The sequence below is a fragment of the Actinomyces sp. HPA0247 genome (assembly GCA_000411415.1).
Lineage (GTDB): Bacteria > Actinomycetota > Actinomycetes > Actinomycetales > Actinomycetaceae > Pauljensenia.
On record KE150450.1, the window covers coordinates 1,243,601 to 1,256,412 of the forward strand.

General features: G+C 64.2%; 14 protein-coding genes. 5 read left to right on the forward strand and 9 right to left on the reverse strand.

Annotation, left to right across the window (positions count from 1 at the left end):
• Positions 1 to 139 precede the first annotated feature (139 nt).
• From HMPREF1478_RS04960 to HMPREF1478_RS04965, 3 genes are all read left to right on the forward strand, one after another.
• The gene (locus tag HMPREF1478_RS04960; protein ID WP_003792089.1) at positions 140 to 358 is read left to right on the forward strand and encodes a helix-turn-helix domain-containing protein; all 219 of its coding nucleotides are present in this window, start codon (positions 140 to 142) and stop codon (positions 356 to 358) included.
• Between the two features lie 84 nt (positions 359 to 442).
• Positions 443 to 541, forward strand: a complete 99-nt coding sequence (locus HMPREF1478_RS10370; protein ID WP_003792170.1) for a 30S ribosomal protein bS22 — start codon at positions 443 to 445, stop codon at positions 539 to 541.
• A gap of 64 nt (positions 542 to 605) precedes the next feature.
• Positions 606 to 1,274 carry a histidine phosphatase family protein gene (locus tag HMPREF1478_RS04965; RefSeq protein WP_016460990.1) on the forward strand — a complete coding sequence of 223 codons (669 nt, stop codon included), beginning with the start codon at positions 606 to 608 and terminating at the stop codon, positions 1,272 to 1,274.
• A 109-nt stretch (positions 1,275 to 1,383) separates the two neighbouring features.
• On the opposite strand, the gene HMPREF1478_RS04970 is transcribed toward HMPREF1478_RS04965, so the two are convergent.
• On the reverse strand, positions 1,384 to 1,776 hold the full coding sequence (locus HMPREF1478_RS04970; protein ID WP_016460991.1) for a hypothetical protein: 393 nt from the start codon (positions 1,774 to 1,776) through the stop codon (positions 1,384 to 1,386).
• Positions 1,777 to 1,854: 78 nt separating this feature from the next.
• A complete protein-coding gene (locus HMPREF1478_RS04975; RefSeq protein WP_016460992.1) occupies positions 1,855 to 2,760 on the reverse strand; it encodes a ribokinase in 906 nt (301 codons plus the stop codon).
• Positions 2,761 to 2,945: 185 nt separating this feature from the next.
• Here HMPREF1478_RS04975 and HMPREF1478_RS04980 point away from each other — a divergent pair, with 185 nt between their 5' ends.
• Complete coding sequence (locus HMPREF1478_RS04980) at positions 2,946 to 4,379, forward strand: MFS transporter (RefSeq protein ID WP_016460993.1); 1,434 nt, start codon at positions 2,946 to 2,948, stop codon at positions 4,377 to 4,379.
• Between the two features lie 77 nt (positions 4,380 to 4,456).
• Here the strand turns inward: HMPREF1478_RS04980 and HMPREF1478_RS04985 are convergent, their stop codons facing one another.
• From HMPREF1478_RS04985 to HMPREF1478_RS05010, 6 genes are all read right to left on the reverse strand, one after another.
• The gene (locus HMPREF1478_RS04985; RefSeq protein WP_016460994.1) at positions 4,457 to 4,954 is read right to left on the reverse strand and encodes a DUF4853 domain-containing protein; all 498 of its coding nucleotides are present in this window, start codon (positions 4,952 to 4,954) and stop codon (positions 4,457 to 4,459) included.
• A gap of 104 nt (positions 4,955 to 5,058) precedes the next feature.
• On the reverse strand, positions 5,059 to 5,556 hold the full coding sequence (locus HMPREF1478_RS04990; RefSeq protein WP_016460995.1) for a DUF4853 domain-containing protein: 498 nt from the start codon (positions 5,554 to 5,556) through the stop codon (positions 5,059 to 5,061).
• A 113-nt stretch (positions 5,557 to 5,669) separates the two neighbouring features.
• On the reverse strand, positions 5,670 to 6,158 hold the full coding sequence (locus HMPREF1478_RS04995; RefSeq protein ID WP_016460996.1) for a DUF4853 domain-containing protein: 489 nt from the start codon (positions 6,156 to 6,158) through the stop codon (positions 5,670 to 5,672).
• Between the two features lie 77 nt (positions 6,159 to 6,235).
• Entirely contained in the window at positions 6,236 to 7,849 is a 1,614-nt protein-coding gene (locus HMPREF1478_RS05000; RefSeq protein WP_016460997.1) for an alpha/beta hydrolase, read from the reverse strand.
• A 193-nt stretch (positions 7,850 to 8,042) separates the two neighbouring features.
• Positions 8,043 to 8,936: a 1,4-dihydroxy-2-naphthoate polyprenyltransferase gene (locus HMPREF1478_RS05005; RefSeq protein ID WP_016460998.1), complete on the reverse strand. Its 894-nt coding sequence runs from the start codon at positions 8,934 to 8,936 to the stop codon at positions 8,043 to 8,045.
• 43 nt (positions 8,937 to 8,979) lie between these two features.
• Positions 8,980 to 10,302 carry an AMP-binding protein gene (locus HMPREF1478_RS05010; protein ID WP_016460999.1) on the reverse strand — a complete coding sequence of 441 codons (1,323 nt, stop codon included), beginning with the start codon at positions 10,300 to 10,302 and terminating at the stop codon, positions 8,980 to 8,982.
• Positions 10,303 to 10,520: 218 nt separating this feature from the next.
• Between HMPREF1478_RS05010 and HMPREF1478_RS05015 the strand changes: the two genes are divergently transcribed.
• On the forward strand, positions 10,521 to 11,963 hold the full coding sequence (locus tag HMPREF1478_RS05015) for a L,D-transpeptidase family protein (RefSeq protein ID WP_016461000.1): 1,443 nt from the start codon (positions 10,521 to 10,523) through the stop codon (positions 11,961 to 11,963).
• A gap of 518 nt (positions 11,964 to 12,481) precedes the next feature.
• Here the strand turns inward: HMPREF1478_RS05015 and HMPREF1478_RS10845 are convergent.
• Positions 12,482 to 12,812, reverse strand: a 331-nt coding sequence (locus HMPREF1478_RS10845) for a hypothetical protein (protein ID WP_232207423.1), incomplete at its 5' end; no start/stop codon positions are given.

Here is a 12,812-nt window from a genome sequence, read left to right on the forward strand (position 1 = left end):
TGCTCCTTAACGACTCTGCAACAAAACTGGACAAAGTTGCAGTTTCCATGTGGTTGGGCAGTAGTATATTTCGTGAGGCTACGTAAGCGGTGAACGAATCGGGTTTAGCGCGCCTCGCGAGCATACTGGGAGTCAGTAAATGGAACAGCAGTCGGCGCCGCGTTTTATGACTGTCACGGAAGTGGCGGACATCATGCGCGTCTCTAAAATGACTGTGTACCGCTTGATTCACAGTGGCGAAATGCCCGCGATTCGCGTCGGAAAGAGCTTCCGAGTCCCGGAGGCCGCGGTCGCCCAGATGATCCAGGCTGGTATGGCGGATCACTCTGGTGACCAGGCTCGCGTCATTGGCGGGTAGTATAGGCACGATGTGCCCGTCTCGGGCACCCATCATCCATCAGCGGTAGTACCTCTGCCGCACACACTACGAGGGAGGAACCCCATGGGCTCCGTCATCAAGAAGCGCCGCAAGCGCATGGCGAAGAAGAAGCACCGCAAGCTCCTGCGCAAGACGCGTCACCAGCGTCGCAACAAGAAGTGAGCGAGCGGAGGCCCGGCCTTTTGGTCGGGCCTCTCGTGTATCCGGGCCCCTATACTTGGGTGTTATGGAACGCACCATTATTCATGTTATGCGCCACGGTGAGGTGGACAATCCGAACGGTGTTTTGTACGGGCGTCTGCCTGGTTTTGGGCTGACGGAGCTGGGCCATGCGATGGCTGCTCGCGCCGCGGAGTACCTGGTGGATTCGGGTGCGGATATTACGCGCGTGATTTCTTCGCCGCTGCTGCGCGCGCAGTTGACGGCGGCGCCGACGGCGGCGGCGTATGGTCTGACGATTGAGTCGGATCCGCGTCTCATTGAGTCCGATAACGTGTTTGAGGGTATGCCGGTGAATTCGAATCGGGCGATGCTGGCGAATCCGAAGTACTACAAGTACTACTGCAATCCGCTGCGTCCCTCGTGGGGTGAGCCGTATCGGGATGTTGCGTCGCGTATGAGTGCGGCCCTGTCGTCGGCTTTGCGTGCGGCGCGGAGGCATGAGGCGTTGGTGGTGTCGCATCAGAATCCGATCGTGACGCTGACGCGTTTCGTGAATGGCCAGCCGTTGCCTCATTCTCCGAAGTCGCGCCACTGCGCGCTCGCGTCGATCACGTCGTTCATTTTTTCGGGTGCGACGCTCGTGGGGACGTCATACGCGGAGCCTGCGGCGGACCTCGTCGCGATTGCCAAGGATATGACGCCGGGGGATTCGCAGGCGGATCTGCGCCGCTGACCGTAGCGTCCGGGCTGACCGTAGCGGCCGGGGTGTCGGGTCGCGCTGCGGTAGGGCGTGTCTGAGGCGCGCGACAAGCAGCGCCTGAGGTGGACGGTAACGGTGCCCCTTAGTGGGCCTCGTCGCCCGAGGCCTCGGTGGGGTCGGGTGCGTCGCCGTCGGAGCGCTTGCGGCGCTCGCGCTCGCGGCGTTCTTCCTCGCGGCGCTTACGCTGGATGTCGCGCTCGAGGCGGAAGAGGAACTCGGGGTCGTCGTCGGGGGCAGAGGGGCGCTTGGGGGCCTCGGGCGTGCGCGTCTGCTTCTTTTCTGCGCGGGATACCCAACGCAGGACGAGCCACGCGATGGGGCCGATGGCGGCGACCGTCGCGGTGAACAGGATGATCATGAGCCATATCGGCTTGGCGATTTTGCCGGGCATCTCGTCTTCGGGCGTGCGGTGCCAGTCGGCGGCAGCGTAGATGGTGACTGCGAGCATTGCGACGACGAGGGCGATTCTGACCATGCCCCTAGCATAGGGGCGTGGGGCGCCTCACGCTGGCGCGTTCACTCCCGGAGCAATCGGGGGTGTTCCGTGTGGCGTTTAGACGCGTGTTACGCGGGGGAGCGCTGCGTACGAGGGGGCGGCGCCGGGCGCGAGGACCGCGGTCGAGCCGGCCCGGATGCCGTCGGCCACGGCCTCGTCGAAGGGCTTGCCGAGGGCCATCGCGGCCGCCAGCGCGCCCACGCACGCGTCCCCGGCCCCCGTGGTGTCCACGGCCTCGCCGAGGGTGAGGGCGGGGCAGTGCCCGGCCTCGCTGCCCGACGCCCACGCAGCCCCATCCGCGCCCAGGGTGACCATGACGTGCTTGGGGCCGAGGCCTCGTAGCGCCCGCGCGACGCCGATCGCCTCCATGGGGCCAGCAGGGGCGGGCATACCGAGCGTGAGGCCGGCCTCCGTCTCGTTGACAACGAGGATGTCCGTGCGCGCCATGAGCGCGGGGTCCGTCGGGCGTGCGGGAGCGAGGTTGAGCAGGACGCGCGCGCCGAAGGAATGCGCCCACGCGAGGGCCTCGGCATTGGCGCGCTCGGGGATCTCCGCCTGGAGGACGACGATGTCGGAGGGTGCGGGGAACAACGAGGCCTTGGCTGGCTCAACGCTCACGGTCGCGTTCGCGCCTGCGTCCAGGATGATCGTGTTTTCTCCCGATGCGGCCACCGTGATGAGTGCGGTTCCCGAGGGGCCGTCGGCCTCGCGCAGGTGCGTGACGTCCACGCCGTGGGATGCCAGGTCGCAGCGCAGGCGCTGGCCCGAGGGGTCTGAGCCGAGCGCGCCGACGAAGACGACGGTGGCTCCCGAGTGTGCGGCGGCGGCCGCCTGGTTTGCGCCTTTGCCGCCGAGGCTGTAGCTGAGCGAGGTGCCAGAGAGTGTTTCGCCGGGGGAGGGGAAACGGTCGACCGTGACCGTGACATCCTGGTTGATGGAACCGACGACAATGACGCGTGCCATGAGCGCTCCTTTGCGATGGGATGCTCTATTGTGCCACGTCACAGAGGCGTCGTCGCGTATTTTGGCGCCTCCTCGGTGGAGTTGGTGGCGCGGCTTAGCCCAAACGAAGTGTTAAGTGCAGCTTCATTCGCGCACTAGTTTCCTGCAATACTGCTAAACGGTTGATTTGTGGTGAACTAATCGCCGTGCGCACGCTCCGCTTCTTCATCTCCTCGCGAGCGGCAGGTCCCACCTGCCGCGTCGCCACCGTACCGTCACAGGTGATCCGAGGAACGGCCTCGGCCCCCACGGTCAACGTGCGCACGATCGCGACCGACGGTGAATATGCGCACGGCCCGGCGCGCGTGCTCCTGCCGCTTCTTGGCATCTACGCGCTCGGGACCGTCTCCCTTCAGGGGTTTAACCTGGTCTACCTGCGCGTCGCCCAAGACATCGGCGCGGGGGACGCCTCCGGCCTGATCACCGCGATTCCCGGCATCGTCCTCGGCGTCGCCTGCTTCCTGTACGGAACCCTCGGCGACTTCATCCCGCTGCGCCGCATCGTCGATGTGGGTGTCGGCCTCATTGTCGCGGGGTCCCTGCTCGGCTTCGTCTTCTCCTCGTCGCTGGTCGGCGTCATCGTCGCCCGCGCGCTCCAAACCCTCGGATACCAGGCCGCCGCCTCCGCGTACATGATCCTGGCGACCGCCATCCGAGACCCGAAGAAACGAGGCCTCTACGTCGGCCTCATGTGCGCGGCCTTCCAGGGCGGCACCGCGATCGGCATGCTGGCCGGCGGTATCCTCGCCGACATCAACTGGGCTCTGCTCCTCCTCATTCCCCTGGGTGGCCTTGCCTGCCTGCCGATCATGGGGCGTCGCGTGCCCGCGCGTGCGCACGCCGGACGCGTCGATATCGTCGGCCTCGCGATCTTCTCCTCCCTGGCCCTGCTGCTCACCCTGGTCGCCGCGAACCCGCACTGGTGGCTCATCGCGGGCCTCATCCTCGGCGGCGTCCTCTTCTGGCGCTACATCGGGCGTGCGCGAGCCCCCTTCATCACGCGTTCCTTCTTCACGAACGTGCCGTGGGCGCGCTCGATCAGCCTCATCCTGATCGTCTACTGCATGAACTTCACGGTCGCGCCCCTCATGAACGGCATCGGCGCCGCCAACTACGGGCTCACGCCCGCGCAGGTCTCCGTGCGCCTCCTGCCCGCCTACTGCGTCGCCCTCGCCACCGCCATGACGTCGGGCGCAGTCATGTCCCGCATCGGACGCGGTCGTACCGTGCGCGCGTGCGTCAGCCTCATCCTCACGGGTACCGTCCTTATTGCGCTGTGCATGAGCATGGGCCCGTGGGTCATCACCGTCGCCATGTGCTTCATCTACGCCGGCTTCGGCGCCCTGTTTACACCCATCTACGACACCGTTTTTGCGACCGTCGCTCCCGGACAGAACGGGCGCGCCGTGGCCATGAACGACCTCGCCATGCAGGGCAGCGCCGCGATCGGCATCGGCGTGTTTACGCCGTGGCTCGCGTCGGGCGCTTTCCGGGCCGTCGCCCTCGTCTGCATCGTCGCCGCAGCGACCGGCATCGCGGGCGACTGGCTGCACGAATACCTGTACCGTCGCGGGCGCTGAGCTACTTTCTCACTCGCGGTGCATGCGCGCGAGGAGCGCGAGTGGTCGCGCTCCTCGGCGTGCGGTTGCTTGTTGTGTCATCCCTGTCCTGCGGGTGGGAGGTTGGGGTCGAACCAGTCGGGGATGCGCCCGGGCTGGTCGATCAGTTGTGTGGGATCACCGTTGGATCCATCTGAGGGGTTGCCTACCGTGTAGTAGTAGGTGGAGGTTTGCTCGCCCAGTCGCGTCGTCGCCGAGACCACGGCGTGGTACTCCTCGTGGGTCCACAGGTAGTCAACGATCTCAACTCCGCCGGAGGTCCAGCGATCTTCGGAGAGCTCGAATCCGAGGGGCAGTAAGTGCTTGTTGTAAGTATCGCGGATGAGGTCGGTGTCCAGCTCGGTGAAGAAGAACATGCGTGAATGGAAGGAATATAAGGTCTTTCCGTCCTCCATGTAGCGAGCGATGGAGTAGTTGTTCTTGTACGCCATGAAGTTCTCGGCGGTGACGAGCTCATTACGTGCCGTGATGATGGCGGGCTCGATGTCGCGCTGGAATGCCTCGACGGATTTCACCGGGGGAGCGCTCGGGGTCATGGATCCTCCAAGAAACGGTGCGCATGCGGTGGTGCACAGCGCCAGGAGGGTGCACGCGAGGAGCGCGAGTGGTCGCGCTCCTCGGCGTGCGGTTGCTTGTTGCGTCATCCTTGTCCTGCCGGTGGGAGGTTGGGGTCGAACCAGTCGGGGATGCGTCCGGGTTGGTCGATGAGCTGCTGGGGATCGGAGGTTGAACCATCCGAGGGGTTTCCCTGTGTGTAGTAGTATGTGGAGGTTTGCTCGCCCAGTCGCGTTGTCGCTGATACGACGGCGTGGTATTCCTCGTTAATCCACAGGTAGTCGACGATCTCGACTCCGTCGGAGGTCCAGCGCTTTTCGGATAGTTTGAATCCGAGGGGGATGAGACGTTCGCTGTAGGTTTCGCGGATGTGGTCCGTGTCCAGCTCGGTGAAGAAGAACATGCGCGAGTGGAGAGAATATACGGGCTTTCCGTCGTCCCGGGTCCTGTAGATGGTGTAGTTGTTCTTGTATGCCATGAAGTTCTCGGCGGTGAGGAGCTCGTTGCGCGCGGCGATGATGGTGGGCTCGATGTCGCGCTGGAAGGCCTCGATGGATTTGACCTGGGGACTAAACGGGTTCATGGATCCTCCGAAAAACGGTGCGCACGCGGTGGTGCACAGCGCCAGGAGGGTGCACGCGAGGAGCGCGAGTGGTCGCGCTCCTCGCACCGGTGGAGTAGGTTTCGTCATCCGTGTCATGCGGGTGGGAGGTTGGGGTCGAACCAGTCGGGGATGCGCCCGGGCTGGTCGATCATCTGCGTGGGGTCGGAAGTGGACCCGTCCGTTGGATTGCCCATCGTGTAGTAACGTGTAGCGCTTTCTTCTCCGAGCCGCGTCGTCGACGACACGACGGCGTGGTACTCCTCGTTAATCCACAGGAAATTTACGAGTTCGACGCCGTTGGATGTCCAGCGTTTTTCGGATAGCTCGAATCCGAGGGGCAGGAGGTGCTTGTTGTAGGTGTCGCGGATCAGGTCGGTGTCCAGCTCGGTGAAGAAGAACATGCGTGAATGGAAGGAATATAAGGTCTTTCCGTCCTCCATGTAGGCAGCAATGGAGTAGTTGTTCTTGTATGCCAGGAAGTTCTCGGCGGTGACGAGCTCATTACGTGCCGTGATGATGGTGGGCTCGAGGTCACGTTGGAAAGCCTCGACGGATTTCACCGGGGGGGCGCTCGGGGTCATGGATCCTCCAAAGAACGGTGCGCATGCGGCGCAAGCGATAACTGAAAAAAGTGTGAGAAGGGCGGTGAAGAACTTTCTCATGAGGGAGGGTTGCCTCCGATGACGCTGCCGATCTCCCGGTTAGCCTGGGTGTCCTTCTGGAAGTAGCCGCTGTGTTGATCCCACGGTCGATAGGAGCTCGGAGCGGGACCGACGTCCCCTGAGAGGTGCTTGTAGCCATCCATCGTGTCGGGGTTCTTCCCGAACCAGTCATCCGGGCCGACGCCCTGGACCATATCGTGAAAGTAGGGAGCAGCGCTCACATAGAGGTGTCCCTCAGGGACGTGGAATTCGCCCACGTCCTGGACGCCTGATCCGGGCGATCCGAACTGGACAAGATCGTCGATGACGCCATCTCCCACCTGGGTTGCGGCGATGCCGGCTGTGGTCGAGCCGTAGGAATGGGAAGCAACGGTGATATGCGCGTCACCCTTGCCGTGCTCGCGCGCCGCGTCAATGCCGTTCAGGAATCCTGCAAGGCGATCTGCGCCCTTATGTGCCTTACTCGTCGAGATTACGTCAGCGCCTTGCGGTGCGTCGTATCCGAAGAACTCGACCATCGCGACCTTTTGTCCGCGGCCTGCTGCTTCTTCTGCAGATTCGCGCATGACTGTGGCGTGAACGTCGTAATCGAGGATGGAACCATCCTTGCCGTTGCCTGCGACGCTTGTCGTCATGCCGGGAACGATGACGCCGATGTGATCGGCTTCGTCCGGATTATTCTGCGAGACGGCCGCGAGGATATTTGGTCCGCTCGGGTCAAGCTGCATCAGGTAGCGAGGAACACCGTCGGATTCCATTTTGAGAGTCTCGTCAATTTCATCTAGAGCCTTGACGCGGCCCGTAAGGCGTTTCAATTCCAGAGCAACATGGGGGTCATTACTAAAGCGGTGCTCCGCAATGTACGCGTCCAGCTCTTCCTTTGCTTGCTTCTTGAGCCGTGGCAGCATGATCCGGTTCGCCTGATTGCGCGACGTATAGTCGACGCCCTCAAGGTTGCCGATGACGTCCGGATGCTGCTCGATCATCCACTGCTTGTCCTTGTCGGAAAGGGAGTTCCACCAGGACGCAACTTCCTGCGCTGAGGCGCCGGCAGGAGGCAGCGAGGGGCGCACCTTGTTCATAGCAGAGTAGTGAACGTTATTGTCGTAGGTTCCCGCGTCCAATGCAGACATTTTCTGCGAGAGGGAATCGACGAGCTCCCGTGCCCGCTTGAGGGCCGCGTTCACCCGCTCTTGCGCGGTGTCGACCATGTACTTGACGTCGAGGATATTCTTTCCGGCCTTTTTGAGCCTCTTCACCTGCGCGGCGTCTATTGACACGTTTCCACTCGAGTCAATAGTCATATTCCAGGACTGTGCCAGCTGCTTTGCGTCGTCAGCGTTCGCGCGGACTTCGTTGATGCCCTGAGCGCCCTCTGAGGCGATCTCGGCTGAGCTGATGAGGAAGTTAACCTCTTTCTCGATAGCCATAATGCGCTTGTGCAACGCGACCTTGGCGGCCTTGACCGTTTGGCTTGAACCAACGAGGCTACCCAGTCGTTCTGCGAGGCCATCGCCAGCAGCCTGCAGCAGGCGCTGCTTATTCTCGCACTCCGTTGCATGCTTCTGCAGCGGCGCGGATTCCCATTGCTGGATGTCTGTCCAGTTCACGGCTTCACCACCGAACCCAGGGCGACCGTGCCCATCGGGGCATGCTTGCCCGGCGTGTAGGAATCATTGCTCATCGTGGCCTCCGCGTAAACGGTGAGTAGTGCTGTGGGTCATCCTACCTGACAGGTGGTCGTTTTTCAGTGCCCGACGAGGTCCCGTGAGCGTGAGGAGCCCCGGCCTCGTCGATAGAAACCTAGGCAATCACGAGGGCGATGGCCGCGAGAATACTCCACGACAGCGTGAAAAAACCGGTGTTGCGCAGCACCGTGATGAGCTCGCGACCCGAGGCCCCCGTGAGGACCGGCAGGCTCACGCCGACCGCCCACGCGGCCGCGCCCACGCCCAGCGCGCACGTCGCCAGCGGATGCAAGCCAAGCGCAGCGCCGAGCACCGCGATCATCACAACCGGAAGCCACGCGCACGCTGCAAACACCCAGCGCGACGTCCGGTCGCCCAGGCGCACGGCCGCCGTCATCTTGCCCGACTCGCGATCCGTCGGAATATCACGAATGTTATTGGCCATCAGCAGCGCCACCGACAGCATGCCCACCGCCGACGCGCTCATCCACAGCCACCACGGAGCCGACTGCACCTGCGTCCACGTCGTGCCCACGCACGCCAGCAGGCCGAAAAACACGAAGACCATGAGCTCGGACAGCCCAATGCCCATGTACGCATATGGGTGCTTGCCGCCCGTGTAGAACCACGCGGCCACGACCGCCGCCGCGCCCGCGGCGATCAGCCACCAGGTGCCAGAAATCGCGACCAGTGCGAGGCCGGCGACCCCAGCCAGCGCAAACGAACCCAACGCCGCCGCCAGGACCGTCTTCGGCTTTGCGAGGCCCCCGCCCGTCAGACGCGCAGGCCCCTTGCGATTGTCGTCCGTCCCGCGAATGCCATCCGAATAATCATTCGCGTAATTGACCCCCACCTGCAAAGCCAGCGCCACCAGGAGCGCCAGGGACGCGCGCAGCGCGCTGAAACCCCCCAGGTAATGCGCGGCCGCCGACCCCACGATCACGGGTGCGGCGGCGGCAGGGAGGGTGCGCAGGCGAGCGCCTTCAATCCAATTCGAAACGGAAGCCATGCCCACCAGTGTAGTTGGAGCGGACGCTCACCCGGGCAGCGGGTTAGCGCACCCACGCCCGTTCGGTGCCCGAGGCCTCGGCTGCGGCCTGCGCCGCCGCAGCACGATCGACCTTATCGAAACCCAGATAGGGCAGAGCGTCGACCGCCACAACCCGACGAGGAGCCTGCGCGCGCCCAATCCGAGCGGCCGCGTGCTCGCGCACCGCCGAACCGAGCTCCGCCATCTCCAACGAATCCGACGGCATCTGCTCGGGCACCACCAGCGCAGTCACCACGTGACCCCACTTCTCATCCGGCGACGCCATGATCCACGCATCCGACACGCCCTCGAACGAGCGGACCGCCCGGCGCACCGGACCCGGCGCAATCGACAGACCGCCCGAAACGATCACGTCGTCCGCGCGGCCACGTACCTCCACCGTCCCGGAAGCCCGGATAATGCCCATGTCCCCGGTGAGCAGCCAGCGGTGGCCGCCCTCGTCGAAGAAAGGACTCTCCGCATCCAGGTAACGAGTCATCAGCGTCGGGCCGTTAATCGCCAGGCGCGTGCGCCCGTCCCAGTCGACCGCGCGCACCGACGTGCCCGGCAGCGGCTTGCCGTCGTACACGCAGCCGCCCGCCGTCTCCGTCATGCCGTACGTGAGGCGCACCTTCAGGCCAGCCTCGGTCGCGCGGGCAAGCAGCTGATGATTCGTTGCCGCGCCCCCCACGAGGATCGCCGACAGGGAACGCATCGGCCCCACGACCTCCTCGCCCGCCTCGAGGCACTGTGCGAGCTGGGTGGGCACGAGCGACAGGTAGCCGGGCATCCCGTCCTGCGTGGCGCCCGCAATAGCGGGCAGGAGCGCGCGGGAATCAAAGCCCTCGGACGTATCCACGATCTGCGGATTCGTCTCCGCGACCGCCGCGCGCAGCAGAATCATCGCGCCCGCAATGTGGTGCGCCGGCAGCGCCAGGATCCAACGGCCCGGGCCGTCCAGAGCCAGCTCGGTGGCCTTCGCCGAAGCAATGAGAGCCTCAATCGACAGGCCGACGAGGCGTGGGGTGCCCGCGCTCGACCCCGACGTCGGAACGACCAGGTCAATACCGTCGAAGAAATGCGGATCCGCGTTCATCGCCTCGGCGAGGCCGGGGTAGCGGTCTGCGGGGAACGCATCCTCGGGAGTCACCGCGGAGCCGCGCAGCGTCGCCGGAGGCACATCCCCCGGTGTGCGCAGGATAACAACCGTGTGCGGCGCCGGATGATCCGGGTCCGCCTGGCGCTCCTCGTACAGCTCCACAAGCTTGTGAATCGACGCGTTCGCCAGAGCGACGGCACCGATAGACGTGCCTCCGGGCACAACAAGAAGTCGCGGCGCAGCCATGATGAGCCTCCCAAAATCGACGGCAAACGCGTATACAACCAGGATAAAGGCTTGCGTTCTCGCAGGTGGCGAAGGGAGTCGCGGCAATAATCACGTTTGTCGGTTGTTGTGTTGGATGAAAGGGCGGAATTTCGCCCCTTTCCGTGTGGTCGATAACTCAGCTGAAAATTCAACGGAATTTACCCACAAGCGCACACGAGGCTATACGATAAGAAACGATGCTCAAGAAACTATCCCTGAAAACCAGATGGGCGATCGGCGTTGTGAGCGCCCTCGTCCTCCTCGTCGTATGCGCCGGCGTCGTCTACGCTGCCAACTACTCCGGACGCGCCCTGCCCGGCACGACCATCGCCGGAACCTCCGTCGCGGGCATGACCCGCGACCAAGTCGTCTCCGCAGTGAACCAGCGTGCCGACGCCACCAACGTGACCCTCACGGTCGAAGGCAAGACCACGCAGGCCTCGCTCAACGAAGCGGGTATCACGGTCGACGCCGACGAGACCGCCGACGCCGCAATGAAGGGCTCCACGTCCTTCCCCGCGTTCGTCAGTGCGTTGTTCTCCCAGCGCAACGTCGACCCCGTCGTCACCGTCAGCGAGGAATCCATCAAGAAGCTCGCGGCCACCGCGAACTCCACCCTGACCTCGGAAATGAAGGACGCCGCGGTCGTCGTCGCGCAAGACGGTGAATCCTTCACCGCCACCCCCGCGCAAAACGGCAACGGCGTGTCCACAGACGACGTGGCCGCCGCCGTCAAGCAGGCCGGCGCCACCCTCACCTCCGTCACCCAGGACGTCAGCGTGCGCCAGATGGAGCCCTCCATCACCACCGAGAACGCCGAGGTCGCCGCCGAGAAGGCCAACGCCCTCCTCGACACGCCCATCGAAATCTCCGACGGCATCGACACCTTCACCGCCGAGCGCTCCGACAAGGTCCAGTGGGTCGAATTCCTCACCAAGGATGACGGCAGCCTGGATGCGCCCTCCATCAGCACCGTCAAGGTCGCCGACTGGGTCAACGCCCTGGCCGCCAAGACCGACGTCAAGCCCGAAAACCGCGTCGACAACGTCGACTCCCAAGGCAACGTCCTGACCGTCGCACGCGAAGGCAAGAAGGGCCTCAAGACCAACAACACCGAACAGATCACCAAGGACGTCGTCGCCGCGATGACCGACGGCAAGGCCTACGAAGGCCTGTTCCACTACGACGACGTCGAGCCCGGCTCCGAGACCAAGCAGGTCGCCGAAGGCACCGAAAATCTGGTCTACCAGGCCGCCGAAGGCGAAAAGTGGGTGGACATCAACCTGTCTGACGCCTCCGTCACCGCCTACATCGGCGGCAAGGTCGCCGGCGGCCCCTTCTACATGGTCCCCGGCGCGCCCGACACCCCGACCGTCACCGGCACCTTCCACGTCTACCTCAAGTACGACGTGCAAACCATGCGCGGTGAAAACGCCGACGGCACCAAGTACGAGACCGAAGGCGTCCCGTGGGTCACCTACTTCACCGGCTCCTACGCCATGCACGGTGCTCCCTGGCGCTCCTCCTTCGGCTGGAGCGGCTACGGCGGCTCCCACGGCTGCGTGAACATGCCCGTCGACGCCGCGAAGTTCATCTACGACTGGACCGATATGGGCGACACGGTGGTCGTGCACTACTGACAGCTGACTGCTGTGGTGCACTGGTGATCACCTGTCGCGTGGCGCCACCTGCCGCGTAGCGCCAATAATCACTGAGCATTGAGGGCGGGCCGGAACCGAGGGGTTCCGGCCCGCTTTCTGTTGTGTCTGTGGTTGTGGTTGTGGGTCGGGATGGTGTTCCGGGCGCCGTCTGATCCTGCTGTGGGGCCGGGCTGCTTTCCGTGCTCGCGGGTGGTGTCTGTGGGGCCGGGTTGCTTGATGCGCTCGTGGGCCGGGCTGCTTGGTGCGCCCGTGGGCGGCGCGGTCGGGCTGCTTGGTGTGCCCGTGGGTCGGGTTGCTTGGTGCGCCCGTGGGCGGCGGCCCGCCCGCGAGATCGCCACACGCGAGCCTGACGGCTCGGAGTGGTCGATCTCGAAGCCCGGCCAGGCCCCGCTACCGCCTACGGCCGCCGCAGCCAGGCCCTTCGGTTCCGCCGCCGCCTACGTCCGCCGCAGCCGGGCCCCGTCTCGAAGCCTGGCCAGGCCCCTCCGGCGGCGACCTTAAATATCAGCGCATACAACCTTCGTCAGCACTTCCTGTTCTATCCCCAGTGCGCGAAATAATTCGCCCTGTGTGGCTTGTTGCTTGCTTGTGCGCGAAAAAATTCGCCCTGCAGGCGCGAAAGAGGCGAAAAACGCCGTTTTTAGGAGTGCAGGGCGAACTTTTTCGCGGTTCTGTTGTGGTGTGGGGTGTGCTGGGCGAACTTTTTCGCGGAACCGCTGTAGAACGGGGGTGCTGGGAGAGTTTTGTACCGGGTTTGGCGCTAGGTGCGGTACAAAGTTCTCCCTGCTGGGGGGCGTGGTGGTGCGAGCGGTACAAAGTTCTCCCTGC

Coding starts and splice junctions, on each gene's coding strand:
- HMPREF1478_RS04960 (WP_003792089.1), top strand. CDS start 140: ATGGAACAGCAGTCGGCGCCGCGTTTTATGACTGTCACGGAAGTGGCG.
- HMPREF1478_RS10370 (WP_003792170.1), top strand. CDS start 443: ATGGGCTCCGTCATCAAGAAGCGCCGCAAGCGCATGGCGAAGAAGAAG.
- HMPREF1478_RS04965 (WP_016460990.1), top strand. CDS start 606: ATGGAACGCACCATTATTCATGTTATGCGCCACGGTGAGGTGGACAAT.
- HMPREF1478_RS04970 (WP_016460991.1), bottom strand. CDS start 1,776: ATGGTCAGAATCGCCCTCGTCGTCGCAATGCTCGCAGTCACCATCTAC.
- HMPREF1478_RS04975 (WP_016460992.1), bottom strand. CDS start 2,760: ATGGCACGCGTCATTGTCGTCGGTTCCATCAACCAGGATGTCACGGTC.
- HMPREF1478_RS04985 (WP_016460994.1), bottom strand. CDS start 4,954: ATGACCCCGAGCGCTCCCCCGGTGAAATCCGTCGAGGCATTCCAGCGC.
- HMPREF1478_RS04990 (WP_016460995.1), bottom strand. CDS start 5,556: ATGAACCCGTTTAGTCCCCAGGTCAAATCCATCGAGGCCTTCCAGCGC.
- HMPREF1478_RS04995 (WP_016460996.1), bottom strand. CDS start 6,158: ATGACCCCGAGCGCCCCCCCGGTGAAATCCGTCGAGGCTTTCCAACGT.
- HMPREF1478_RS05005 (WP_016460998.1), bottom strand. CDS start 8,936: ATGGCTTCCGTTTCGAATTGGATTGAAGGCGCTCGCCTGCGCACCCTC.
- HMPREF1478_RS05010 (WP_016460999.1), bottom strand. CDS start 10,302: ATGGCTGCGCCGCGACTTCTTGTTGTGCCCGGAGGCACGTCTATCGGT.
- HMPREF1478_RS05015 (WP_016461000.1), top strand. CDS start 10,521: ATGCTCAAGAAACTATCCCTGAAAACCAGATGGGCGATCGGCGTTGTG.